The following is a 23654-nucleotide window of genomic DNA, read 5'->3' as shown; positions in this document are numbered from 1 at the left end:
CGAGGCCCCGCCCCGGGACCGGCCGCCCCTTCCGTGACGGGGCCTGCCTTCGAGGGCACCGGCCGTCCCGCGGCTCCTCCGGCATGGAGCCGGTCCTTGAGCGCGGCACCGGCCGCCCTGCCGCCCCGTCGGCACGCGTCCGGCACCGGCCGACCGGGTCGCCGGTGCTCCGGTGCCGCTTCTGGGCGTCGGGGCGGCTCCGGGCCGTGCGCGGCTGTGCCGGTACGGCTCCGGGGCGCGTCCGGCACCGGTCGACCGGGTTGCCGGTCCGCCGGTGCGGCCCCGGGGCGCGGGCGCGGCACCGGGCGCCCGCGGTTCCACCGGTACGGCTCCGGGCCCGCGCGCGGCACCGGGCGGCCGCCCCCGGCGCTTCCGGGCGGCGGCGATCCGCGTATCGGAACCGTGCCGCACGGCCCGGGCGGCAAAAGCTCACGGGACGTTCCCCGCGCGTCCAGATCCACGTCGGCGGGGCCACGTCGGGCGCGACGAGAACACCCGTATGCGTGTCGTCATCGTCACCGAGTCCTTTCCCCCCGACATCAACGGTGTGGCGCACTGCGCCCTGCAGACCGCGCGCCACCTCGTCCGCCGGGGCCACCAGCCCCTGGTGATCGCCCCCGCCGTCCCCGATCCCCACGCCGACGCCGGCGCGCCGTGCCCGGTGGTCCGCGTCCCCTCCCTGCCGCTGCCCGGGTACGCCCAGGTGCGGGTCGCCCTCCCCAGCCGCCGCGTCGCCGCCGCCATCGCCGCCCACCGCGCCGACCTCGTCCACCTGGCCGGGCCCTTCGTCCTCGGCGTCCGCGCCATGGCCGCCGCCACCCGCCTCCGGGTCCCCACCGTCGCCGTCTACCAGACCGACCTCGCGGGCTACGCCCGCACCTACGTCGGCGCCGGCGAGTCCACCGCCTGGCGCCGGCTCCGCGCCGTCCACGGCGCCGCCGACCGCACCCTCGCCCCCTCCCGGGCCGCCCGCCGCGACCTGGAGGACCACGGCGTCGCGCGCGTACGCCTCTGGGGGCGCGGCGTCGACACCACCCGCTTCCATCCCTCCCACCGGGACCCGGACCTGCGCCGCGCCCTCGCCCCCGACGGCGCGCTCCTCGTCGGGTACGTCGGCCGCCTCGCCCCGGAGAAGCGCGTGGACCTCCTCGCCGCCGCGGACGGGCTCCCCGGCGTGCGGCTCGTGGTCGTCGGGGACGGGCCCAGCGGCGCCGCCCTCCGCGCGCGCCTCCCCGGCGCCCGTTTCCTCGGCCGCCGCACCGGCGACGACCTCGCCCGGATCTTCGCCTCGCTCGACGTCTTCGCCCACACGGGCCCGTACGAGACCTTCTGCCAGACCGTCCAGGAGGCCATGGCCAGCGGACTCCCGGTGATCGCCCCGGCCGCCGGCGGCCCGCTCGACCTCGTCGCCCACCGGCGCACCGGCCTCCTCGTGCCCCCGGAGGACCCGACGGCCCTCCGCGAGGCCGTCACCGCCCTCGCCGCCGCCCCCGGACTGCGCGCCGCCTACGGCAGAGCCGGGCGGACCGAGGTCGAGGGACGCACCTGGGAGGCCCTCGGCGACGAACTCGTCGGCCACTACCTGGAGGTGCTGCGCGAGCGGACGGCGGTGGCCGCGTGAACGGGCCCTCCCGCGGGCCGGGACCCGGCGGCCCCACGCGCGCGTACGGCGCCTCGTACGGCCGCGACGGACTGCGGATCGTGCGGCTGGCGAACTTCGTCACCCCCACCTCGGGCGGGCTGCGCACCGCCCTCGACCGGCTCGGGCGGGGCTACCGCGCGGCCGGCCACGAACCCGTCCTGATCGTCCCCGGCGCCACCGCGAGCGACGAACCGGCCGGACAGGGCCGCGTCGTCACCCTGCCCGGGCCCGAACTCCCCGGCACCGGCGGCTACCGGGTCCTCGCCGACCGGCGCCGGATCGCCGACCTCCTCGACCGGCTCGCCCCCGACCGGATCGAGGTCTCCGACCGCACCACCCTGCGCTGGACCGGAGAGTGGGCCCGGCGCGCCCGCGTCCCCTCGGTGATGGTCTCCCACGAGACCGCCGACGGCGTCCTGCGCACCTGGGGCGTCCCCGCCCCGCTCGCCGCCCGCGCGGCCGACCGGCTCAACCGCCGCACCGCCTGGGCCTACGGCCGGATCGTCTGCACCACCGCCTGGGCGGAGGCGGAGTTCGTCCGCGTGGGCGCGACCAATGTCGTACGGGCTCCGCTCGGCGTCGACCTGGAGCGCTGCCGGCCCGGCCGGCGCGACCCCGCCGTCCGGGCCCGGTACGCGGAGGGGGCCGGGGTCCTGCTGGTGCTCTGCTCCCGCCTCTCCGTGGAGAAGCGGCCCGGCACCGCCCTGGACGCGCTCGCGGAGCTGCTGGACGCCGGCGTGCCGGCCCGGCTCGTCGTCGCCGGGGACGGCCCGCTGCGGCCGCGACTGGAGCGGCGGGCCCGTGAAGGGGGGCTTCCGGTCCGGTTCCTCGGACACGTCGCCGACCGGGAAGCGCTCGCCGACCTCCAGGCGGCCGCCGACCTGTGCCTGGCCCCCGGGCCGGCCGAGACCTTCGGGCTCTCCGCCCTGGAGGCCCTGGCCTGCGGGACGCCGACGATCGTCAGCGCCTCCTCGGCCCTCCCCGAGGTCGTGGGCACGGCCGGCGCCGCGGCCGCCGACACCCCGGCGGCCTTCGCGGACGCCGCCCGGAGCCTGCTCGCCCTGCCGGAGGCCGGGCGCCGCGCCGCCGCACGCGCGCGTGCGGAGCGCTTCTCCTGGGACCGCTCGGTCGCGGCCTTCCTGCGCGCCCACGAGGCGGCCGACGCGCGGGACCCGGTCGCCGAGCCCGACGCTCGACCGGCCGCCGTCGCGGAACCGCCCCGGCCGCAGGAGGTCGGCGGATGAACAAGGTCCCGGTCCGGGAGGGCCGCGTCCCGGACCAGGACACCGCCCGGGGGGCCGCCCCGCAGCCGCGCCCGGCCCCGGCCCCCGGCCCGCCGCCCGCGCCCCCTGCCCCCGCCGAGATTCCGCCGCTGCGGTTCGTGGCGCTCGGGGACTCGTTCAGCGAGGGCGTCGGGGACCGGGCCGACGGCGTGTGGCGCGGATGGGCGGCGCTGCTCGCCGACGGACTCGCCGGGCCCGGGCAGCGCCTGGAGTTCGTCAACCTCGCCGTCAGCGGGGCGCTCAGCGCGGACGTCGCCGAGCACCAGGCGCCGCGCGCGGTCGCCCTCCGGCCGCACCTCGCCTCGGTCGTCGTCGGCGTCAACGACACCCTGCGGCACGGGTTCGACATCGGACGGTTCGCCGGGCGCCTGGACCGGGTGCTCGCCGCGCTCGACGCGGCCGGAGCCGTACTCCTGACCGCCTGTCTGCCCGACCCCGGCCGGATGCTGGGCCTGCCGGCGCCGCTGGCCCGGCCGCTCGCCCGCCGGCGGCGGTCCGTGAACGCGGTCGTGCACGCCCTGTCCGCCCGGCACGACGCCGTCCACCTCCACCTCGCCGACCCGGCCTGGACCGCCGACCGGCGGCTGTGGAGCGCCGACCGGCTCCATCCCGGCGAGCCCGGCCACCGGGCCGTCGCCGGCGCCTTCCACCGGCTCCTCGCCGAGCGCGGGCTCGCCCGGGGGCCCGCGCCGTCCCCGGAGGCGTCCGAGCCGCCGCCCACCCGCGCCGAGACCGCCCGCTGGCTCGCCACCGCCGGCACCGGCTGGGTGCTGCGCCGCAGCCGCGACCTGCTGCCGCAGCTGCTGCTGCTCGCGGGGGAGGAGCTGCTGCACCGCTCGGACGCCGCCGGCGGCGGGCCGCTCGACGCGCGCGCGGAGACCGCCCTCGCCGAGGCCCTCGCGGCGACAATGGGGGAATGAGCGGGCGCTGGGAGTTCTGGATCGACCGGGGCGGCACCTTCACCGACGTCGTGGGGCGCCGCCCCGACGGGCGGCTCGTGACCCGCAAGCTCCTCTCCCACGACCCGGCCCGCCGGCAGGACGCCGCCGTGGCCGGGATCCGGCTCCTCATGGGCCTCGGCCCGGGCGAACCCGTCCCCGCCGACCGCGTCGCCGTCGTCAAGATGGGCACCACCGTCGCCACCAACGCCCTCCTGGAACGGCGCGGCGAACCCACCCTGCTGCTGATCACCGAAGGCTTCCGCGACGCCCTGCGGATCGCCTACCAGAACCGGCCCCGGCTCTTCGACCGGCACATCGTCCTGCCCGAGGCCGTGTACGCGCGCGTGGCCGAGGTCCCCGAGCGGATGGACGCCCGGGGCGCGGTCGTCCGCCCCCTCGACGAGGACGCCGTCGCCGCCGCGCTCGCCGACGCCCGCCGCGACGGCCTGCGCTCGGCCGCCGTCGTCCTCGTGCACGGCTACCGCCACCCCGACCACGAACGGCGGGTCGCGGCCGCCGCCAGGGCCGCCGGCTTCACCCAGGTCAGCTGCTCGCACGAGGTCAGCCCGCTGATCAAGCTGGTCCCGCGCGGCGACACCACCGTCGTCGACGCCTACCTCTCGCCCGTGCTGCGCCGCTACGTCGACGAGGTCGCCACCGAACTCGCCGGGATCCGCCTGATGTTCATGCAGTCCAACGGCGGCCTCCGGGAGGCAGCCCACTTCCGCGGCAAGGACGCCGTCCTCTCCGGCCCCGCGGGCGGGGTCGTCGGCATGGCCCGCACCTCCGCCCAGGCCGGACGGCAGCGGGTCATCGGCTTCGACATGGGCGGCACGTCCACGGACGTGTCGCACTACGCCGGGACCTTCGAGCGTGAACTCGGTTCACAGGTCGCCGGGGTGCGCATGCGCGCACCCACGATGAGCATCCACACCGTCGCCGCCGGCGGCGGCTCCGTCCTCCACTACGACGGACGCCGCTACCGCGTCGGACCCGACTCGGCCGGAGCCGTCCCCGGCCCCGCCTGCTACCGGCGCGGCGGCCCGCTCACCGTCACCGACGCCCAGGTGATGCTCGGCCGGATCCAGCCCGACCACTTCCCCGCCGTCTTCGGCCCCGACGGCGACCGGCCCCTCGACGCCGACGTCGTCCGCGCACGGTTCACCGCCCTCGCCGAGGAGGTCGGCGGCGGCCGCACCCCCGAGGAGGTCGCGGCCGGCTTCCTGCGGATCGCCGTCCTCGACATGGCCAACGCCGTCAAGAAGATCTCCGTCCAGCGCGGCCACGACATCACCCGCTACGCCCTCACCTGCTTCGGCGGCGCCGGCGGCCAGCACGCCTGCGCCGTCGCCGACGCCCTCGGCGTCGACACCGTCCTCGTCCCGCCGCTCGCCGGCGTCCTCTCCGCCTACGGCATCGGCCTCGCCGACGCCACCGCCCTGCGCGAACGCTCCGTCGAGGCCCCGCTCGACGCCCCCGGCACCCCCGCTCGCGTGACGGGAGCCGCCGCCGAACTCGCCGACCGCACCCGGGCCGAACTCCGCGCCGACGGCCTGCCCGACAGCGCGATCACCACCCACGCGCGCGTGCTCCTCCGCTACGCCGGCACCGACGCGAGCCTCCCCGTCGACCTCGGCCCCGCCGGGGAGATGGCCGCCGCCTTCACCGCCGACCACCGCGCCCGCTACGGCTTCACCATGGACAAGCCGCTCGTCGCCGAGGCCGTCACCGTCGAGGCCGTCGGCGCCGCCGGACCCCACGGTCCCGTCCACGTCCCCGCCGGCGCCCGCACCGGCCCCCTCGTCCCCCGTGCCACCGTCCGCACCCACGACGGCGCCACCGCCACCGACACCCCGCTCCACCGCCGCGAGGACCTCCGCCCCGGCGACACCGTCGACGGGCCCGCGATCCTCGCCGAGGACGACGCCACCACCGTCGTCGACCCCGGCTGGCGCGCCACCGCCTCCGACACCGGACACCTGCTGCTCACCCGCGCCGTCCCGCGCCCCGCGCGTACCGCCGCGGGCACCGACGTCGACCCGGTCCTCCTGGAGGTCTTCCACAACCTCTTCATGGCCATCGCCGAGCAGATGGGCGTCCGCCTGGAGAACACCGCCCACTCCGTCAACATCAAGGAACGGCTCGACTTCTCCTGCGCGCTCTTCGACGCCGACGGCAACCTCGTCGCCAACGCCCCCCACATCCCCGTCCACCTCGGCTCCATGGGCGAGACCGTCAAGGAGGTCCTGCGCCGCCGCGCCGACGACCTGCGCCCCGGCGACGTCTACGCCGTCAACGACCCCTACCACGGCGGCACCCACCTGCCGGACGTCACCGTCGTCACCCCCGTGTTCGACGAGGAGGGGGACGAACTCCTCTTCCTCGTCGCCTCCCGCGGCCACCACGCGGAGATCGGCGGCATCACCCCCGGCTCCATGCCCGCCTTCAGCCGCACGATCGACGAGGAGGGCGTCCGCTTCGACAACTGGCTCCTGGTCCGCGGCGGCAGGCTCCGCGAGGCCGAGACCCGCGCCCTCCTCACCGGTGCCCCGCACCCGTCCCGCGACCCCGACACCAACCTCGCCGACCTCCGCGCCCAGATCGCCGCCAACGAGAAGGGCATCGGGGAACTCCGCAAGGCCGTCGCCGAGTTCGGACTCGACGCCGTCCAGGCGTACATGCGCCACGTGCGGGCCAACGCGGAGGAGTCCGTCCGCCGGATCGTCGCCCGCCTGAAGGACGGCACCCACCGGTACGAGACCGACTCCGGGGCCGTCATCCAGGTCGCCGTCCGCGTCGACCGCGAACGGCGCTCCGCCGTCCTCGACTTCACCGGCACCTCGCCCCAGCTCCCCGGGAACGCCAACGCCCCCACCGCCGTCGTCATGGCCGCCGTCCTGTACGTCTTCCGCACCCTGGTCGACGAGTCCATCCCCCTCAACAGCGGCTGCCTGGCACCCCTGGAGATCCGGGTCCCGCCCGGCTCCATGCTCGCCCCCGAACCGCCGGCCGCCACCGTCGCCGGGAACGTCGAGACCTCCCAGGCCGTCACCGGAGCCCTGTACGCGGCCCTCGGCGTCCAGGCCGAGGGCTCCGGCACCATGAACAACGTCACCTTCGGCGACGACCGCGTCCAGTACTACGAGACCGTCGCCAGCGGATCCGGCGCGGGCGACGGCTTCGACGGCGCCGACGCCGTCCAGACCCACATGACCAACTCCCGCCTCACCGACCCCGAGATCCTGGAGTGGCGCCACCCCGTCCGCGTCGACGCCTTCGCCGTCCGCGAGGGCAGCGGCGGCCGGGGCCGCTGGCGCGGCGGCGACGGCGTGGAGCGTCGGCTCCGGTTCCTGCAACCGCTGACCGTCACCCTCCTCACCGGCCACCGGCGGGTGCCGCCGTACGGGATGGCGGGAGGCGCGCCGGGCGCGCTCGGCGAGAACCTCGTCGAACGCGCCGACGGCACCGTGGAGCGCCTCGACGGCGCCGCGACCACCCGGGTCGGCCCCGGCGACGTGCTCGTCCTGCGCACCCCCGGCGGCGGGGGCTACGGCACCCCGCCGGAGGAGGACGGGGCTACCGCGCCGTGACGAAGCGGACCGGAGTGCCCGGCGCGGCCTGTGCCGCCGCCCCCAGGTCCGCCTCCCGCACCACCGCCACCACCGGATAGCCGCCGGTCGTCGGATGGTCGGCCAGGAAGACCACCGGCCGCCCGTCCGGCGGCACCTGCACGGCCCCCAGGACCATGCCCTCGCTGGGCAGTTCCCCGGGCCGCGCGCGCTCCAGGGCGGGCCCGTCGAGCCGCAGCCCGATCCGGTTGCTCGCCGAGGACACCAGGTACGCGCGCGTGGTGAGGGCGTGGAGCGCCCCACGCGTGAACCAGTCGTCGCGGGGCCCGAGCCGGACCCGCAGGACGAGTTCGTCCGGCGGGCCCGGCCAGGGGGGAGCGTCGACCGACCCCCGTACGGCCGTGGCCGCCCCCAGCGGCAGCACCGCCCCGTCCGCCAGCGGCGCCGGACCCAGCCCGGACAGCAGGTCGGTGGAGCGGCTGCCGAGCACCGGATCGACGGCGATCCCGCCGCCGATCGCCACGTACGAGCGCAGCCCGCGCACGGCCGGGCCGATCTCCAGGAGCGCGCCGGCCGGGACCCGCACCGCGGTGCCCCAGGGCAGCGGGCGCCCGTCGGCCCGGAGCGCGCAGGGCGCGCCGCCCACCGCGACGGTGACCGCGCTCCGGGGACGCAGGGCGCAGCCGTCGACGGTGGTCTCCAGGACGGCGGCGCCCTCGTCGTTGCCGACCAGCCGGTTCGCCAGCCGGGCGGCGGCCGGGTCCAGGGCCCCGGAGCGGGGCACGCCGAGGTGCGCGTACCCGGTCCTGCCCAGGTCCTGCACGGTGGTCAGGGCGCCGCCCCGGACGACGGCGACGGCACGGTCGTTCATCGGCCGGCCCCCGTCCGGGGCGCCGGGACGAACCGCACGCGGGTGCCGGGCGAGAGCAGCGCAGCCGGCTCCCGCCCGGTGTCCCACAGGACCGCGTCCGTGGTCCCGATCAGCTGCCAGCCGCCCGGCGAGGAGCGCGGGTACACGCCCGTGTACGGCCCCGCCAGCGCCACCGACCCGGCCGGCACCGCCGTGCGGGGGGTCGCCCGGCGGGGCACCTCGTACCGCGCGCCGAGCCCCGTCAGATAGCCGAAGCCGGGGGCGAAACCGCAGAACGCGACCCGGAACTCGGCCGAGGAGTGGATGCGCACCGCCTCGCCGGGCGACACACCCCACCGGGCGGCCACGTCCGCCAGGTCCGGCCCGTCGTACCGGACCGGGACCTCCACGACCTCGCCCACGCGCGCGTGCGACGGCCGGACCTCCCAGCCCGGCAGCTCGGCCGCGAGCCGCGCGGGCTCGGCCACCCCGTCGAGCAGCACCGTCCGCGCCGCCGGCACGATCTCCCGTACGCCGGGCAGCGCGCCGTCCGCCCGGCGGCGCAGCAGCTCCGCGTGGAACGCCTCGGCGGCCGCGCCGTCGGCCAGTTCGACCAGGAGGGCCCGTTCGCCCACCCGCAGCACCCTCACGCGAAGGCCCCCACCGTGACCCCGGCGGACTCCAGACCGGCCCGGACGCGCCGGGCCAGCTCCACCGCGCCCGGGGTGTCCCCGTGCAGGCAGAGCGAGCGCGCGCGGACCGGGACGGAGGTGCCGCAGTGCGCGGTCACCGCGCCCGCCGTGACCAGGGCGACCGACCGCTCGACCACCACGTCCGGGTCGTGCACGACGGCTCCCTCCTGCCCCCGTGGCAGCAGGGAGCCGTCGGCGCGGTAGGCGCGGTCGCCGAACGCCTCGGCGACCGCCGGGAGTCCGGCCCGCACGGCCGCCTCGTGCAGTTGCGAGCCCGGCAGCCCCAGCACCGGCAGCCCGCCGCCCGCGAGCAGCACCCCGTCGACGACCGCCGCCGCCTGCTCCGCGTCCCGCACCACCCGGTTGTAGAGCGCCCCGTGCGGCTTCACGTACGCCACCCGGGAGCCGGCCGCGCGGGCGAAGACCTCCAGGGCGCCGATCTGGTACGCCACCTCGGCGGCCAGCTCCGCCGCCGGCACGTCCATGGCGCGCCGCCCGAAGCCGGCCAGGTCCCGGTAGGAGACCTGGGCCCCGATCCGCACCCCCCGCTCGACGGCGAGCTCGCAGACCCGCCGCATGGTGACCGCGTCCCCGGCGTGGAAGCCGCAGGCCACGTTGGCGCTGGTGACGACGGAGAGCAGCCGCTCGTCGTCGGTCAGCGTCCAGCGGCCGAAGCCCTCGCCGAGATCGGCGTTCAGGTCGATCGAGACCCCGCTCATGATGGTGCCGTTCCTCTCACAGGTGCTGTGCCGTGGTGCCGTGGTGCGTTTCGCGCGGCGGTACGCGCGCGCGGGGGACGGCCGCTTCAGAAGGCGACCCGTACTCCTCGTCGCGGACGTCGGTGACGAACATCCGCCCCGGCGCGTGGGTGATCGCGAAGGGCGGGCGCGAGGCCGTCACGGCCGTTTGCGGGGTGACCCCGCAGGCCCAGAAGACGGGCAAGTCCCCCGGCTCCGCGACCACCGGGTCCCCGAAGTCCGGCCGGTCCAGGTCCCGGATCCCGAGGGCCGCCGGGTCGCCCGCGTGCACCGGCGCCCCGTGGACCGCCGGCAGCAGCCCGCCGATCCGCCGCGCCACCGGGACGAGCCGCGCGGGGACCGGCCGCATCGACGCCACCATCGGCCCGTGCAGCCGCCCGGCCGCCCGGCAGGCCCGGTCCGTCACGTCCATCGACACGTTCCGGCCCTGCTCGACGTGGCGCAGCGGCACGCCCGCCGCGGCGAGCGCCCCCTCGAAGGTGAGCACCCGATCAGGAACACGCAGCCGGCCGAACACGCCGGTCGTGTCGGGCCGTTCGTCCCGGGAGTGCTGCCGGGTGTGTGTCGTGCTCATCTGCACCTCGCAGGTGGGGAGGCGTGCCTGAGAGACGTACGGGAGGGCCGTGCGGGAGGGTGCGGTGGCGCCAAGGTAGGGGATTGTTCAACGATTCGACAAGGGGCCTGTTGTCACGGATCCGTTTCTGCGGTTGACTCGGCGGCCGGACGACGACGGGGCGACGGCCCCGCGGGGAAGGGGGACCGTGGACGCGAGCGGCACCGGGGCGACCGGGGGACTGGCGGACGACCGCGCGCTGCTCGGCCGCACCAGCACCGCGGAACGGGTCGCGGACATCCTGCGCACCCGCATCGCCGAGGGCTTCTTCCCGCCCGGCACCCGGCTCTCCGAGGAGTCCATCGGCGGGGCCCTCGGGGTGTCCCGCAACACCCTGCGCGAGGCGTTCCGGCTCCTCACCCACGAGCGGCTGCTCGTCCACGAGCTCAACCGCGGGGTCTTCGTCCGCGTCCTCGCGGTCGACGACGTCGAGGACATCTACCGCACCCGCCGGCTCGTCGAGTGCGCCGTCGTGCGCGGCCTCGGCCACCCGCCCTTCCCGGTGGACGGGCTCGCCGCCGCCGTCGCCGAGGGCGAGGCCGCCGCCCGGGCCGGCGACTGGCACGGGGTGTCCACGGCCAACATCCACTTCCACCGCGAACTCGTCGCCCTCGCGCGCAGCGCCCGCACCGACGAGCTCATGCGCGGCGTCCTCGCCGAACTCCGGCTCGCCTTCCACGTCGTGGACGACCCCCGGGCCCTCCACGAGCCCTACCTCGTCCGCAACAAGGAGATCCTGGACGCCCTGCGGGCGGGGGAGCGGGCCGCCGCCGAACGGCTCCTCGCCCGCTACCTCGACGACTCGATCAGCCGCGTCGCCGCCGCCTACGCCCGGGCCGTGGACGAACCGGCCGCGGAGTAGCCGCCCGCCGGGCCACCGGGCCACCAGGAAGACGGGGTCGCCTGACGCGAGGGCGGGAGGGTACCGCTCCGGCCCGGGCCGGGGCGGTGGTTTCTGCGCCGTTTCGACCCATGTCAGTGCGAGGACCTACTCTGTGCACCGTGACTTCGCCTGCCTCGACGGACCTCGCTCCGCCCCAGCTCAGCGCGGGGCCGCGCCCCGCGCAGGGGCCGGCCGCCGACGAAGGGCTCGCGCGGCGCCTGCGCGCGCTCGCCTGCACCGCGCCGCTGCACGACCTCGACGCGCGCAAGGCCAACCTCGCCGGCGAGTACACGGTCTACGCGATGGCCGAGGTCGCCCTCGCCGCGATCGACCTCGTCACCCTCCACATGGACTTCGACACCGGCGCCGACCACGACCAGGTCGTCGCCCGGCTGCTGCCCCGCGTCGCCGCCCAGGCCCCGCAGCGCCCCGCCGCCGAGCACGAGCGCGTGGCCCGCTGGGTGCTGGAGAACCTGATCAACGTCGGGAGCGTCGACCGCGGCTTCCGCGCCGTCTACGGCACCTTCGGCACCGACGGCGTGTACGTCCGCCGGGACTACGACTTCAAGCTCATCGAGGAGGTCCCCGGATACGGCGGCACCGTCTGCCTCCGGACCACCGACGAGGCCGTCAACGTGCTCGTCGGCGCCCTCGACACCGACGTCACCAGCGCCCAGATCGCCGCCGAGGTGAAGCTGGAGGTCCTCATCAGCCGGGGCCGCCTCGCCGACGCCCAGCTCGCCGCCGAGCAGGCCCGCTACCGGACCGTCCAGTACGCCGAGACCCTCCGCCGCACCCTGGAGGCCACCCGGCGGAACGTGCGCGCGGTCGACTGGCTCAACAGCGTCCCCGACATGATCGCCGAGGCGCTCGACCACGTCGCCGACCGCTACCGCCACGAGAACGCGATCCTGACCAACATCCGCAAGGCCCGCGACGAGGCCGAGGAACCGGAGCACAAGCGCCGCGCCGCCGAGCTCGTCGACATCGTCAAGGACTGCATCCGCCGGCACACCCAGCTCCAGTCCCGGCTCCTGGAGGCCGGCCCGCTCTTCCGCGCCGAGCAGGACCGGCAGGCGTTCGCCGCCCCCACCCGGTACACCGGCCTCGACCTGTACGGGCAGCTCGTCGCGCCCGTGCTGCCGCTCCCCGTCGAGCGGGCCACCCGGGTCACCGACGCGTTCTTCGCGCACGGCACCGGCCTGCGCACGCCCGCCTCCGTCCGCCTCGGCGACCTCGTGGACCTGCTGCTCACGCCGCCCGTCGAGCGCGAGCACCTCGGCGCGGAGATGCCCGAGCCCGACCTGATCGCCACCCCCGACGACTCCCGCTTCAGCGAGGGGCAGCTCGCCGAGGCGCTGGCGCTGCTCGACCTGGAGCACGACGCCCCGCGCCGGCTCTCCGGCCTGCTCGCCGACGCCCGTGCCGCCGGCGGCGAGGACCTCGCCTACCTGGTGGCCCTGCTCGCGGTCCACGCGGCCAGCCCGCCGGTCGGCACCGCCTACCGGCAGGGCGAGGAGCGGCTGCTCTTCGCCGTCGACGACGGCACCCCGCTCGACGACCCCGGCTTCGGCGGCGCCGACCTCATCGTCGGCACGGCGCTCCTCGACGCCGCCGGCATGGCAGCCGACCGCACGGAGGCGACGTGACGTACGTCTCCGACACCCCGCCGCCCGCCACCGCCCGGGCCCCCCACGCGTGGCTCCCCAGCCCCACGCCCCCGCTCCCGTCACCGCCAGAGCAGCCCGAACCCGCACCGACGCCGCCGCCGACCGCGCCGGAGGCCGTCACGCCGCCGACCTCCACCGAGGCCGTCACGGCGCCGACCACCGCTGAGGCCGTCACGCCGCCGACCGCGCCGGAAGCCGTCACGGCGCCGACCACCCCAGAGGCCGTCACGCCGCCGACCGCCCTGGAAGCCGTCACGGCGCCGACCACCACCGTGGTCGTCACGGAGCCCACCACCCCAGAGGCCGTCACGCCGGCGACCGCGCCTGAGGCCGTCACGCTGCCCACCACCCCGGAGGCCGTCACGCCGCCGACCGCCGCCGAGGCGGGTACGGAGCCGTCCGGGCCCGCCGCCGTACCCGCGACTCCGGCGGAGGAGTCGGGCGAGGCCGTCATCGCCGCGCCCCGGCCGCTCGCCGCCCCCGGCCCCCGGCTCCTCGCCCCCTTCGTGGACTCGCCCGCCGCCGGCGCCGAGACGCCCGGCCTTCCGGCCGCGCGGACGGAGCCCGGCGACCGGCCCCGCCTCGGGGCCGTGTCCCTGCCCGAGGCGCCGAGGGCCGCGGGCCGGCGCCGCCGGGAGCTGCCCGCGGTCCGCGCCGTACGCCTCGGGGGCGCCCCGCAGGAGCCGTCGCCCGCAGCGGCCGAGCCGCCGGCGCCCTCCGCCGCCGTCACCCCCGTGCCGCTGCCCCTGCCCCGGGCCGCCGGCGCCCCAGTCGTACCGAACGAGAGCCGTACCGAGGAGCCCCAGCCGTGAGCGACGTCCAGCACACCGAGTACGACGGGTACCCGGACGCGTGGAGCGAGCAGGAGTCCTCCCGAACCGCCGCCCCCGCCGGAGGCACCGGCACCGGCACCGGAGGCACCCCCGTCACGCCGGCCGACGCCGCCGACGCCGCGCGGCTCGTCTCCTTCGGGCTCCAGCCCAAGCTGCTGCCCGCCCGCGACGCCGAGTACGCCGAACTGCTCCGCCGCTACCAGGAGGACCCGGCGTTCGCGCGGCTCGCCGACGCCGTCGCGACCGGCCTCGGCCTGATCGTCCTGGAGGTCTCCCCGCGCGCCGGCATGGCCGTCACCGCCGGCGAGGACTCCGTCTTCGCCGTCCGCATGGGCGACTACGCCCGCCGCGCCAACACCGACTCCGCCGACCGCTTCCTGCACGGCCTCGCCCACCTTGCCGTCGCCGCCATGGCCTTCCCGCGCCCCGAGGACCTCGCCGACGACGCGTACATCGGCCGCCTCACCGTCAACGGTGTCGACTCCTTCGTCCGCCAGGCGTGCCTGCGCCTGGAGCAGCGCGCCGAGGAGGAGGGCGAGAACACCGACCCGGCCTCCGACGCCCCCGGCCTGGAGGCCGCCTGGCGCGTCTGGTCCCGCCGCTCCACCACCGGCGCCACCAAGGACGCCCGCCGCCTCGCCGGCTCCACCACCGGCATCGTCGCCAAGGCCGTCGCCTTCCTCACCGACTCCGGCTTCCTCCAGCGCACCGGCGACGAGAGCGGCGGCTCCTACCGCACCACCGCCCGCTACCAGCTCCAGGTCCGCGACATGGCAGGCTCCGCCGCCCTGGCCGAACTCCTCGACCTCGGCATCGTCCCCGTCAGCGACGGCACCGCCACCCTCGTCCCGCCGCCCGAGGGCGACGACCTGGACCTCGCCGCCGACGCCGGCCTGCCCTTCCACGCGTAACCCGCACCTCCCGCGTCCCCCGGGCCGCCGCATCCCGCCCCACCGACCTTCCCGAGCACGAGAGCACGAGAGTCCCTCGCCATGTACGAGCTGTCCCGGGTCCGCCTCTACTCCATCGGCCCCGCCGGCGCCCGCTACGCCGACACCGTCCTGGACCTGCGCGGCGTCGGCGCCCCCGTGCCGAACCCCGCCCCCACCCAGGCGGAGTTCTTCGAGGAGGAGCCCGTCGGCCCGCCGCGCCGCCCCGCCCCCGCGGGCGTGCTCTTCCTGGAGAACGGCGGCGGCAAGTCCGTCCTCCTCAAGCTCATCTTCTCGGTGATGCTCCCGGGCCACCGCAACACACTCGGCGGCGCCAGCTCCGGCGTGCTCCGCAAGTTCCTGCTCGCCGACGACTGCGGCCACGTCGCCCTGGAGTGGCAGCACACCCTCACCGGCGAACTCGTCGTCGTCGGCAAGGTCAGCGAGTGGCGCGGCCGCCAGGTCTCCAACGACCCGCGGAAGTTCGCCGAGGCGTGGTACTCCTTCCGCCCCGGCCCCGGCCTCAGCCTGGACAACCTCCCCGTCGCCGAGGCGACCACCGTCCGCCCCGCCGCCGAGGGCGCCTCCGGCGCCACCGGCCGCCGCCGCACCATGAAGGGCTTCCGCGACGCCCTCACCGACGCCGGAAAGGCGTACCCGCACCTCGACGTGGTGTGGGAGGAGATCCACGACCGCTGGAACGAGCACCTCGGCGAGCTCGGACTCGACCCCGAACTCTTCCGCTACCAGCGCGAGATGAACGCCGACGAGGGCGAGGCGGCCGGCCTCTTCGCGGTCAAGAAGGACTCCGACTTCACCGACCTCCTGCTCCGCGCGGTCACCGACACCCGCGACACCGACGGCCTCGCCGACCTCGTCGGCGGCTTCGGCAACAAGCTCGGCCGCCGGGCCGAACTCACCGCCGAACGCGACTTCACCGCCGGCTCCGTCGACCTCCTCAACCGCATCGTGGACGCCGCCGGAACCCGGTCCCGCGCGCGTGAGGTGCACGCCGCCGCCGAGCGCCGCACCCGGACCCTCGCCCGCCGGCTCTCCGGCCGCGCCGCCGGCGAACGGGCCCGCGCCGCCGAACTCGCCCAGCAGGTCACCTCGGCCGGCCACGCCGTCTCCGAGGCCGAGACCGCCCGCGAGCGCAGCGCCCTGATCGCCGCCGAACTCGCCTACCGGCACGCCTCCCTGGCCCTCGCCGCGGCCGAGAAGGGCGCCGCGGCCCAGCGCCGCGAGCTCATCGAGGCCCGCACCCTGCACTCCGCCTGGCAGGCCGCCGAGTCGGTGCTCCGCCACCGCGCCGCCGGCGACCGCTCCGCGCGCGTGGCCGCCGCCATCCGCGAGGCCGAGCGCGACGCCGCCCCGGCCCTCGCCGCCCGCGCCGCGGCCGCCGCCGACCTCGTCCGGGCCCTCGCCGCCGCCGCCGAGGAGGGCGAGCGGCACGCCGCCGAGGAGGAGGAACGGTCCACCGCCCTCCAGGAGGCGAGCGAGACCGCCCACCGCGACGCCACCGCCGCCGCCACCGAGGCCCAGCGGGCCCGCAGCGAGGCCGGGCACCTGCGCCAGCGCCTCGCCGAGGTCGAACAGGAGACCGCCGAGGCCGTCCGGGCCGGCTGGCTCGACGACTCCGCCCCCGACGCCGACCCGGCCCGCGCCGCCCTCGCCGCCGCCGACGCCGAGAAGACCACCGTCGCCGCCTGGGACGCCGCCCGCGAACTCGCGCGCACCGCGAGCGAACGGGCCCGCGAGGCCGCCGCCGCCGAATCCCGCGCCGAACTCGCCGCCGCCCGCGCCGCCGACGCCGCCGAGGCCGCCGGCAACGCCTACGACGCCGAGCGCCGCGCCGCCGAGGCCCTGGCCGGCGAGGAACGCCTCGCCGAACTCCTCGGCCTGCCCGGCTCCGGCTCCCCGCTGCCCGGCCAGCGCGCCGCCGCCGCCCACGACGAGTCCGCCGACAACCCCGAGCGGCCCGACCGGACCGACGAGGACGACACCCAGGCGCCGCTCTCCGTCACCGACTTCGACCGGTACGCCGAGGAGCTGCGCCGCCTCCTCGACGGGGCCGTCTCCTCCGCCGAGCGCCAGCTCTTCGACCTGCGCACCGCCGCCGCCGACGACTCCCGCATCCTCGGCGCCCTCGGCGACGGCGGCCTGCTGCCGCCGGGCCCGGACGTCCTCGCCACCGTCGAGTTCCTCGGCGAGCACGGCATCCCCGCCCTCCCAGGCTGGCGCTACCTCGCCCAGTCCGTCGACCCCGCCGACCACGCGCGCGTGCTCGCCGCCCGCCCCGAACTCGTCGACGGCGTCGTCATCACCGACCCCGTCTCGTACGGGCGCGCCCGCGAGGCCCTCGGCTCGGCCGCCCTGCTGCCCCGCTCCGCCGTCGCCGTCGGCACCGCCGCCGCCCTCCTCGCCCCCGTACCGGCGCAGGACTCCGGCGAGGACACCGGGGTGTTCCTCGTGCCGCCGAACCCGGCCATGCACGACGAGCACGCCGCCGACGAGGAGCGCCAGGCGCTCCGCGCGCGTGCCGCCGCCCGCGACGAGGAGATCCGGGCCCTGGCCGCCCGGCTCGCCGGCGACCGCGCCCTCGCCGCCCGGATCGGCGCCTGGCGCGCCGACTGCCCGCCCGGCATGCTCGCCGAGCTCGCGGCCGTCGCCGCCACCGCCCGCGAGACCGCCGAGACCGCCGCCCGCACCCTCGACGAGGCCCGCGCCACCCGCGCGGAGGCCGAGGAGGCCGCCGCCGAGGCCCTCGCGGTCCGCGACGAGCGGCAGGAGGCCGCCCAGCGTGCCCGCCGGGCCGCCGACGCCCTCGCCGGGCTCGCCTTCCGGCTCCGCGAGCGCTCCGCCTGGCAGGCCAAGCTCCGCGAGCTCGCCGACGACGCCGCCGAGGCCGAGGCCCGCGCCCAGACCTGCCTGGAGCGCGCGCGGGCCGCCGACGAGGACCGCCGGGCCGCCCAGCGCGCCGCCGACGACGCCCACCGCACCGCCCGTGCGCTGCGCGCCGAGCGCGCCGAGATCGCCGGCGCCCCCGAGCAGCTGCCGGAGCAGGACCCCGACGCGCCCCGCGCCGCCCTCCCCACCCTCCGCGAGGCGTACCGCGCCGCCTCGCAGGTGTACGAGAAGGTCGGCGTCGGCGCCGACCTGCGCGCCGAGCAGGCCCGCGCCGAGAGCGACGAGTCCGCCGCCCTCGCCGAACTGGACCGGCTCACCAACAAGGTCCGCACGCGCGCGGAGCAGCTCCTGGAGTCCACCGACGGCGCCGACGGCCCGTCCCGGCAGGCCGCCGCGGCCCGTGCCGAGTCCCTGGTGCAGATGCTGGAGTCCCGGGCCTCCGAGGCGAGCGAGAAGCTCGGCCGGCTCCGCGGCGAGTCCGAGCGGCTGGCCCCCGAGGACGGCGAGACCCACACCGAGCTGCCCGAGGAGCTGGTCCCGGCCGACGCCGACCAGGCCCAGGCCCTGCTGCGTACCGCGAGCGCCGAACTCGCCGCCCGCAGCGACGCCCTGGAGGCGGCGCGCGCCGCCCACGCCGGCCTGCTGCGCGACCACCGCGCCGCCGAGGACGCCGCCGGCGGCTTCGACGAGACCGCCGCGCTCCTGCGCGACCTGCTGCGCGACCACACGGAGGAGGAGCAGGAGGAGCAGGAACCGTACCCGGGCACCCTGGAGGAGGCCAGGACCGCCGCCGGCGAGGCCCGGCGGGCGCTGCGCGCCTGCACCGCCGAACTCTCCGCCGCCGACGCCTCGGTGCGCGAGGCGAGCGACATCCTCGTCCGGCACGCCAACGCGACCCGCTACGAGCAGGTCCGCACCCCGGCCCGGCTGCAGATCCGCGAACTGCCCGCCTCGGCGCTGCCCGAGCACGCCGCCAAGTGGGCCGAGGCGTTCGCGCCCCGCCTCCGGGTCCTCACCGACGAGCTGGCCCAGCTGGAGCGCAACCGCGACTCGATCGTGGACCGGCTGCGCGGTCTGGTGGAGAGCTCGCTCGCCACCCTCCGCTCCGCCCAGCGGCTCTCCCGCCTCCCGGACGGCCTGGGCGAGTGGTCGGGCCAGGAGTTCCTGCGGATCCGCTTCGAGGAGCCCGACCAGACGACCCTCACCGAGCGCCTCGGCGAGGTCGTCGACGAGGCCACCCGCGCCGCCGTCAAGAAGAACTCCGACCTGCGCCGCGACGGCATGTCGCTGCTGCTGCGCGGCGTGCAGGCGGCGCTCGAACCGAAGGGCGTCGCCGTCGAGATCCTCAAGCCGGACGCGGTGCTGCGCGCCGAGCGGGTGCCGGTCGGGCAGATGGGCGACGTCTTCTCCGGCGGCCAGCTGCTCACCGCGGCCATCGCCCTGTACTGCACGATGGCGGCGCTCCGCTCCAACGACCGGGGCCGGGACAAGCACCGGCACGCCGGCACGCTGTTCCTCGACAACCCGATCGGCCGGGCCAACGCCACGTACCTGCTCGAACTCCAGCGGGCGGTGTCGGACGCGCTCGGCGTCCAGCTGCTCTACACCACGGGCCTGTTCGACACCACGGCGCTCGCCGAGTTCCCGCTGGTGATCCGGCTGCGCAACGACGCCGACCTGCGGGCCGGCCTGAAGTACATCAGCGTCGAGGAGCACCTCCGGCCGGGTCTGCCGCAGCCGACCTCGGAGGGCGAGACGATCCACGGCGAGATCACGGCGACCCGCATGTTCCGGCGCCACCAGGACGAGGAGCCGCCCGCGGCGCCGTAGCGGCGACCGGAGGCACGACGAAGGCCCGGACCCCACGAGGGCCCGGGCCTTCCCCGTACCTCCGGGTCACCGCCGGGCGACCCGCTCTTCGTACGGGCCGCCGCCGGGCGACCCGTACCCCGCGCCTCCGGGTCACCCTCAGGCGACCCGCTCCTCCGCGCGCTCCCGGCGCGACGCCGGGTAGGCGCTGCTGCTCGGCTCGGAGACCACGCCGTTGCGCTGCCGCCAGACCTGGCGGGTGATCCAGATGTCCAGCACGCTCCAGGTGGCCACCACCGTCGCGGCCACCGCCGCGATCGTCATCGGAAAGGCCAGCCAGGAGCCGGTGACCGAGGTGAGGAAGGCGACGAGGGCCAGGATGATCGTCACCGAGGTGACCATCACCGCCCGCACCGCCGCGTTCCTCACCGGGTCCGGCATCCGCCGCCGTCCGCGGGTGTCCTCCACCCACAACGGACGCGTGGCCGGCGTCTCGTCATCCATGTCCTGTCACTCCCCACCGCACGACGCTCCCAGGGGTGGCTGCCCGGTTCCTGCGGTTCTACACGGCGCGTGTGACCGGGCCGCCTCCGGTCCGTCCTCGGACCGTGCGTTCCCCCGTACTTCATGACGCTCTGGACAGGGAAAAGGTTTCCCCACTTCACCCGACAACGCGAACGGAACGAACGATTCCAGCCATTGCGCCCAGGGAGGGAAAACGTGCACCGCCACGTGTCCTGCGCCACAGTGGCCGATCCGAACTCCTGGAATACCAGGACATCTCATGATCAACGCTCACTCGACAGGCTGAAAATCGCCCAGACACACCTTCGAGATGGTCGTGATGCAGTAGTAGGCTCACGCCGCCGTTTGTTGAAACCGAAGGTTGACGCGCCGTGTTGACGCGGCGACGCCGTTCGAGGGACCTCCGTGGCCGCGGAGACCGTACTGGGGGAGGCCATGCGCTTTCGCGGGAAGTCCATCCGCCGGAAGATCGTGGCGCTGCTCCTCGTACCGCTCGTCTCCCTCACCGGCCTCTGGGGCTTCGCCACCGTCCTCACCGGACGCGAGGCCGACCAGCTCCTCGACGTCGGCTACATCGTCGACAAGGTCGGCTACCCCATCGAGGACACGGCCCGGGTCATCCAGCTCGAACGCCGCCAGTCCCTCGTCTACCTCGCCGACCCGCGCGGCTCCGAGGCCCTCACCCAGCTCCGCGAGGCCCGCCTCGCCACCGACCGGCAGATGGACCGGATCCGCGCCAACGCCGAAGACCCGGGCGTCCGCGAGGAGATGCGCCCCGTCACCACCCAGAAGCTCAACTCGCTCCTGGCGGCCTTCGAGGAGATCTCGTCCCTGCGCCGCTCGGTCGAGAAGCGCAGCATCGGCCGCCTGCAGGCGCTGGAGTTCTACAACCGGCTCGTCGACCCCTGCTACAGCTTCCTCGTCACCCTCCACGCGCTGGAGAACGTCGAGATGGACAAGCAGGGCCGCGCCCTCGTCGGCATCACCCGCGCCCGCGAACTCCTCTCCCGGGAGGACGCCCTCGTCCTCTCCGCCCTCGTCGCCGACCGGGTGACCGAGCAGGAGATCCGCGCCGTCTCCGACCTCATCGCCGTCCGCAAGCAGACCTACGAGGTCAACCTCGAACTCCTCCCGGCCTCCGAGCGGCGGCGCTTCGAGCAGTACTGGCGCAGCCCCGACACCGCGGCCCTGCGCACCGCCGAGGAGGCGTTCGTCCGGGAGGGCGAGACCGAGCGGCCGCGCTCCTCGACCCCGGCCTTCTGGCAGGACGAGGCCAGCCCCGTCCTCGACCAGCTGGCCCGCGAGAACACCGCCGCCGGCGACCGCTACCAGGACCGCGTCCAGCCCGCCGCGTACAGCGTCCTGCTCAAGGCCGGCGTCGCCGGCGTCCTCGGCTTCCTCGCGCTGCTCGCCTCGGTCGGCATCTCGGTCCGGATCGGCCGCTCGCTCGTCCGCGACCTGCGCCGCCTCCAGAAGGAGGCCCAGGAGGTCTCCGGCGTCCGCCTCCCCAGCGTCATGCGCCGCCTCGCCGCGGGCGAGCACGTCGACGTCGAGACCGAGGTCCCGCACCTGCGGTACGGCGAGGACGAGGTCGGCCAGGTCGGCCAGGCCCTCAACACCCTCCAGCGGGCCGCCGTCGAGGCCGCCGTCAAGCAGGCCGACATGCGCCGCGGGGTCGCCGAGGTCTTCGTCAACCTCGCCCGCCGCAACCAGGTCCTGCTCCACCGCCAGCTCACCCTGCTCGACACCATGGAGCGGCGCACCGAAGACACCGAGGAGCTCGCCGACCTCTTCCGGCTCGACCACCTCACCACCCGCATGCGCCGGCACGCCGAGGGCCTGGTGATCCTCTCCGGCGCCGCCCCCTCCCGCCAGTGGCGCAAGCCGGTGCAGCTCATGGACGTGGTCCGGGCCGCCGTCGCCGAGGTCGAGGACTACGAGCGCATCGAGGTCCGCCGGCTGCCCCGGCTCGGCGTCGGCGGCCCCGCCGTCGCCGACCTCACCCACCTCATCGCCGAACTCCTTGAGAACGCCACCGTGTTCTCGCCCCCGCACACCGCCGTCCAGGTGCTCGGCGAACGCGTCGCCAACGGCTTCACCCTGGAGATCCACGACCGCGGCCTCGGCATGAGCGCCGACGTCCTCCTCGACGCCAACCTGCGGCTCGCCGAGACCCCCGAGTTCGAGCTCTCCGACACCGACCGCCTCGGCCTCTTCGTGGTCAGCCGGCTCGCCCAGCGCCAGAACGTCCGCGTCTCGCTCCAGACCTCCCCGTACGGCGGCACCACCGCGGTCGTCTTCATCCCGGCCGCGCTGCTCACCGACGCCCCCGAGACCCAGGGCGCGGGCTTCCGCCTGGACCGCAAGACCCTCGACCCCCGCCCCGCGGAGGGCGAGGCGCACCCCGCCGCGAGCGGATCCCGTACGACCTCCGGGTCGGCGGCGGGCATGCTCGGCGAGGCCCCGCTCCCGCAGCGCCGCCCGGCCCTCGCGCGCGTACCCGACCTGGCGGACGAGACGGGCCCGGCCGGACACCGGCCGGCGGACGGAGCCTTCGGCCCGGTCGCCGACCGGCCGCTCGACCGACCCCTGGACGGCCCGGTCGAACTGGAGCCGCCGTTCGGCCCCGAGGACCTCGGCACCCTCCTCGACCGCTCCGCCGACCTCCTCGACAGCGACAGCGAGCGCGGCGGCCTCTTCCGGCCCCAGCGCCGCCGCACCGGCCTCGTCCCGGCCGGCGAGCAGCACCAGCAGGTCCCCGACCAGGCCGAGGACCGCCGGGGCGACGACGACCCGGCCGGCGAGGACGACGCCCACGGCCCGCTGGCGCTGCCGCGCCGCCGCCAGCCGACCCTGGTCGTCGACCACGGGCGCCGGCTCGACGAGCCCGGCCGCGCCCACCCCGCCCCCGGCCCGGACCGCCGGACGGCGCCGCGCACCGGCCCCACGCTCGTCCCCGTACGCCCGGAAGGCACCGAGGCCCGCCCGGCCCCGGGCCCGGCCGCCCCGCCGGCGGCTGATCCCGCCCCGGCCCCGCCGCTCGACGGACTGCCGCGCCGGGTCCGCCAGGCCAGCCTCGTCCCGCAGCTCCGCGAGACCGAGGACCCGGCTGACGCCCCGGCCGGGGAGCGCCCCGCCGCCGAGCGCGGCGCCGGCGACGACGCCTTCGAGCGCGACGCCGAGGAGGTGCGCGCCCGCATGGCCGCCATGCAGCGCGGCTGGCAGCGCGGACGCCGGGACGGCACCGGCCCGGACGACACCACAGCACACGGAACGACACCCGAGGGGGACGGTCGATGACCGCACCGAACGCCGCAGCAAGCACCAGCAGCTCCGTCCACGGCAACGGCGAGCTGAACTGGCTCCTCGACGAGCTGGTCCAGCGCGTCGCCGCCATCCGGAAGGCCCTGGTGCTCTCCAGCGACGGCCTGCCCACCGGCGCGTCGAAGGACCTGAGCCGCGAGGACGGCGAGCACCTCGCCGCCGTCGCCTCCGGCTTCCACAGCCTCGCCAAGGGCGTCGGCCGCCACTTCGAGGCGGGCCGGGTCCGCCAGACCGTGGTCGAACTGGAGGACGCCTTCCTCTTCGTGACCGCCGCCGGCGACGGCAGTTGCCTGGCCGTCCTCGCCGATGCCGACTCCGACGTCGGCCAGGTCGCCTACGAGATGACCCTCATGGTCAAGCGGGTCGGCACCCATCTCGGCACGGCCCCCCGGACCGGTCAGCCGACGGGAGGGTGAGCCGCCCCGC

15 protein-coding genes and 1 pseudogene are annotated in these 23654 nt (G+C 76.8%); 11 read left to right on the top strand and 5 right to left on the bottom strand.

All coding sequences use genetic code 11. From position 1 onward, the window contains the following. The first annotated feature begins 499 nt into the window (after positions 1-499). From ABFY03_RS07085 to ABFY03_RS07070, 4 genes are all read left to right on the top strand, one after another. Positions 500-1621 (top strand): glycosyltransferase family 4 protein, encoded by a 1122-nt coding sequence (locus ABFY03_RS07085; RefSeq protein ID WP_319009754.1) that lies wholly within the window; start codon positions 500-502, stop codon positions 1619-1621. A gap of 71 nt (positions 1622-1692) precedes the next feature. Next, positions 1693-2886, top strand: a complete 1194-nt coding sequence (locus ABFY03_RS07080) for a glycosyltransferase (RefSeq protein ID WP_346172211.1) — start codon at positions 1693-1695, stop codon at positions 2884-2886. Between the two features lie 119 nt (positions 2887-3005). Next, positions 3006-3845, top strand: a complete 840-nt coding sequence (locus ABFY03_RS07075; protein ID WP_346172210.1) for an SGNH/GDSL hydrolase family protein — start codon at positions 3006-3008, stop codon at positions 3843-3845. Further along, positions 3842-7456: a hydantoinase B/oxoprolinase family protein gene (locus ABFY03_RS07070; protein WP_346169504.1), complete on the top strand. Its 3615-nt coding sequence runs from the start codon at positions 3842-3844 to the stop codon at positions 7454-7456. The genes ABFY03_RS07075 and ABFY03_RS07070 overlap by 4 nt, the downstream gene beginning before the upstream one ends. Here ABFY03_RS07070 and ABFY03_RS07065 read toward each other — a convergent pair. The 4 genes and pseudogenes from ABFY03_RS07065 to ABFY03_RS07050 all read right to left on the bottom strand — a co-directional run. Further along, positions 7443-8306, bottom strand: a complete 864-nt coding sequence (locus ABFY03_RS07065; RefSeq protein WP_319009752.1) for a 5-oxoprolinase subunit C family protein — start codon at positions 8304-8306, stop codon at positions 7443-7445. The two genes, ABFY03_RS07070 and ABFY03_RS07065, sit on opposite strands and share 14 nt — an antisense overlap. Then, on the bottom strand, positions 8303-8935 hold the full coding sequence (gene pxpB / locus ABFY03_RS07060; RefSeq protein ID WP_319009751.1) for a 5-oxoprolinase subunit PxpB: 633 nt from the start codon (positions 8933-8935) through the stop codon (positions 8303-8305). The genes ABFY03_RS07065 and pxpB overlap by 4 nt, the downstream gene beginning before the upstream one ends. Next, the gene (locus tag ABFY03_RS07055) at positions 8932-9696 is read right to left on the bottom strand and encodes a LamB/YcsF family protein (RefSeq protein WP_346169503.1); all 765 of its coding nucleotides are present in this window, start codon (positions 9694-9696) and stop codon (positions 8932-8934) included. Before ABFY03_RS07055 ends, pxpB begins: the two co-directional genes overlap by 4 nt. Positions 9697-9796: 100 nt before the next feature. After that, positions 9797-10216, bottom strand: a pseudogene (locus ABFY03_RS07050) (D-glutamate cyclase family protein); the annotation flags it as partial. A gap of 280 nt (positions 10217-10496) precedes the next feature. On the opposite strand from ABFY03_RS07050, the gene ABFY03_RS07045 reads away from it, so the two are divergent. From ABFY03_RS07045 to ABFY03_RS07025, 5 genes are all read left to right on the top strand, one after another. Then, positions 10497-11210, top strand: coding sequence for a GntR family transcriptional regulator (locus ABFY03_RS07045; RefSeq protein ID WP_319009749.1), 714 nt, complete (start codon positions 10497-10499; stop codon positions 11208-11210). 140 nt (positions 11211-11350) lie between these two features. Then, positions 11351-12880, top strand: coding sequence for a hypothetical protein (locus ABFY03_RS07040; RefSeq protein WP_319009748.1), 1530 nt, complete (start codon positions 11351-11353; stop codon positions 12878-12880). Beyond that, positions 12877-13713, top strand: coding sequence for a hypothetical protein (locus tag ABFY03_RS07035; protein ID WP_346169502.1), 837 nt, complete (start codon positions 12877-12879; stop codon positions 13711-13713). Before ABFY03_RS07040 ends, ABFY03_RS07035 begins: the two co-directional genes overlap by 4 nt. Beyond that, positions 13710-14645, top strand: coding sequence for a hypothetical protein (locus ABFY03_RS07030; protein ID WP_346169501.1), 936 nt, complete (start codon positions 13710-13712; stop codon positions 14643-14645). The genes ABFY03_RS07035 and ABFY03_RS07030 overlap by 4 nt, the downstream gene beginning before the upstream one ends. Positions 14646-14726: 81 nt before the next feature. Further along, the gene (locus ABFY03_RS07025; RefSeq protein WP_346169500.1) at positions 14727-19400 is read left to right on the top strand and encodes a hypothetical protein; all 4674 of its coding nucleotides are present in this window, start codon (positions 14727-14729) and stop codon (positions 19398-19400) included. Between the two features lie 138 nt (positions 19401-19538). On the opposite strand, the gene ABFY03_RS07020 is transcribed toward ABFY03_RS07025, so the two are convergent. Next, positions 19539-19883 carry a hypothetical protein gene (locus ABFY03_RS07020; RefSeq protein WP_319009744.1) on the bottom strand — a complete coding sequence of 115 codons (345 nt, stop codon included), beginning with the start codon at positions 19881-19883 and terminating at the stop codon, positions 19539-19541. A 456-nt stretch (positions 19884-20339) separates the two neighbouring features. Between ABFY03_RS07020 and ABFY03_RS07015 the strand changes: the two genes are divergently transcribed. Beyond that, positions 20340-23204: a sensor histidine kinase gene (locus ABFY03_RS07015; protein WP_346169499.1), complete on the top strand. Its 2865-nt coding sequence runs from the start codon at positions 20340-20342 to the stop codon at positions 23202-23204. Continuing rightward, the gene (locus ABFY03_RS07010) at positions 23201-23644 is read left to right on the top strand and encodes a roadblock/LC7 domain-containing protein (protein WP_319009742.1); all 444 of its coding nucleotides are present in this window, start codon (positions 23201-23203) and stop codon (positions 23642-23644) included. The genes ABFY03_RS07015 and ABFY03_RS07010 overlap by 4 nt, the downstream gene beginning before the upstream one ends. Positions 23645-23654: the final 10 nt, after the last annotated feature.

Origin of the sequence: Streptomyces roseofulvus, from assembly GCF_039534915.1 — a bacterium.
Taxonomy (GTDB): domain Bacteria; phylum Actinomycetota; class Actinomycetes; order Streptomycetales; family Streptomycetaceae; genus Streptomyces; species Streptomyces roseofulvus.
The sequence above is the reverse complement of the archived record's forward strand: the minus strand, read 5'-3'. Positions and strand labels throughout refer to the sequence as shown.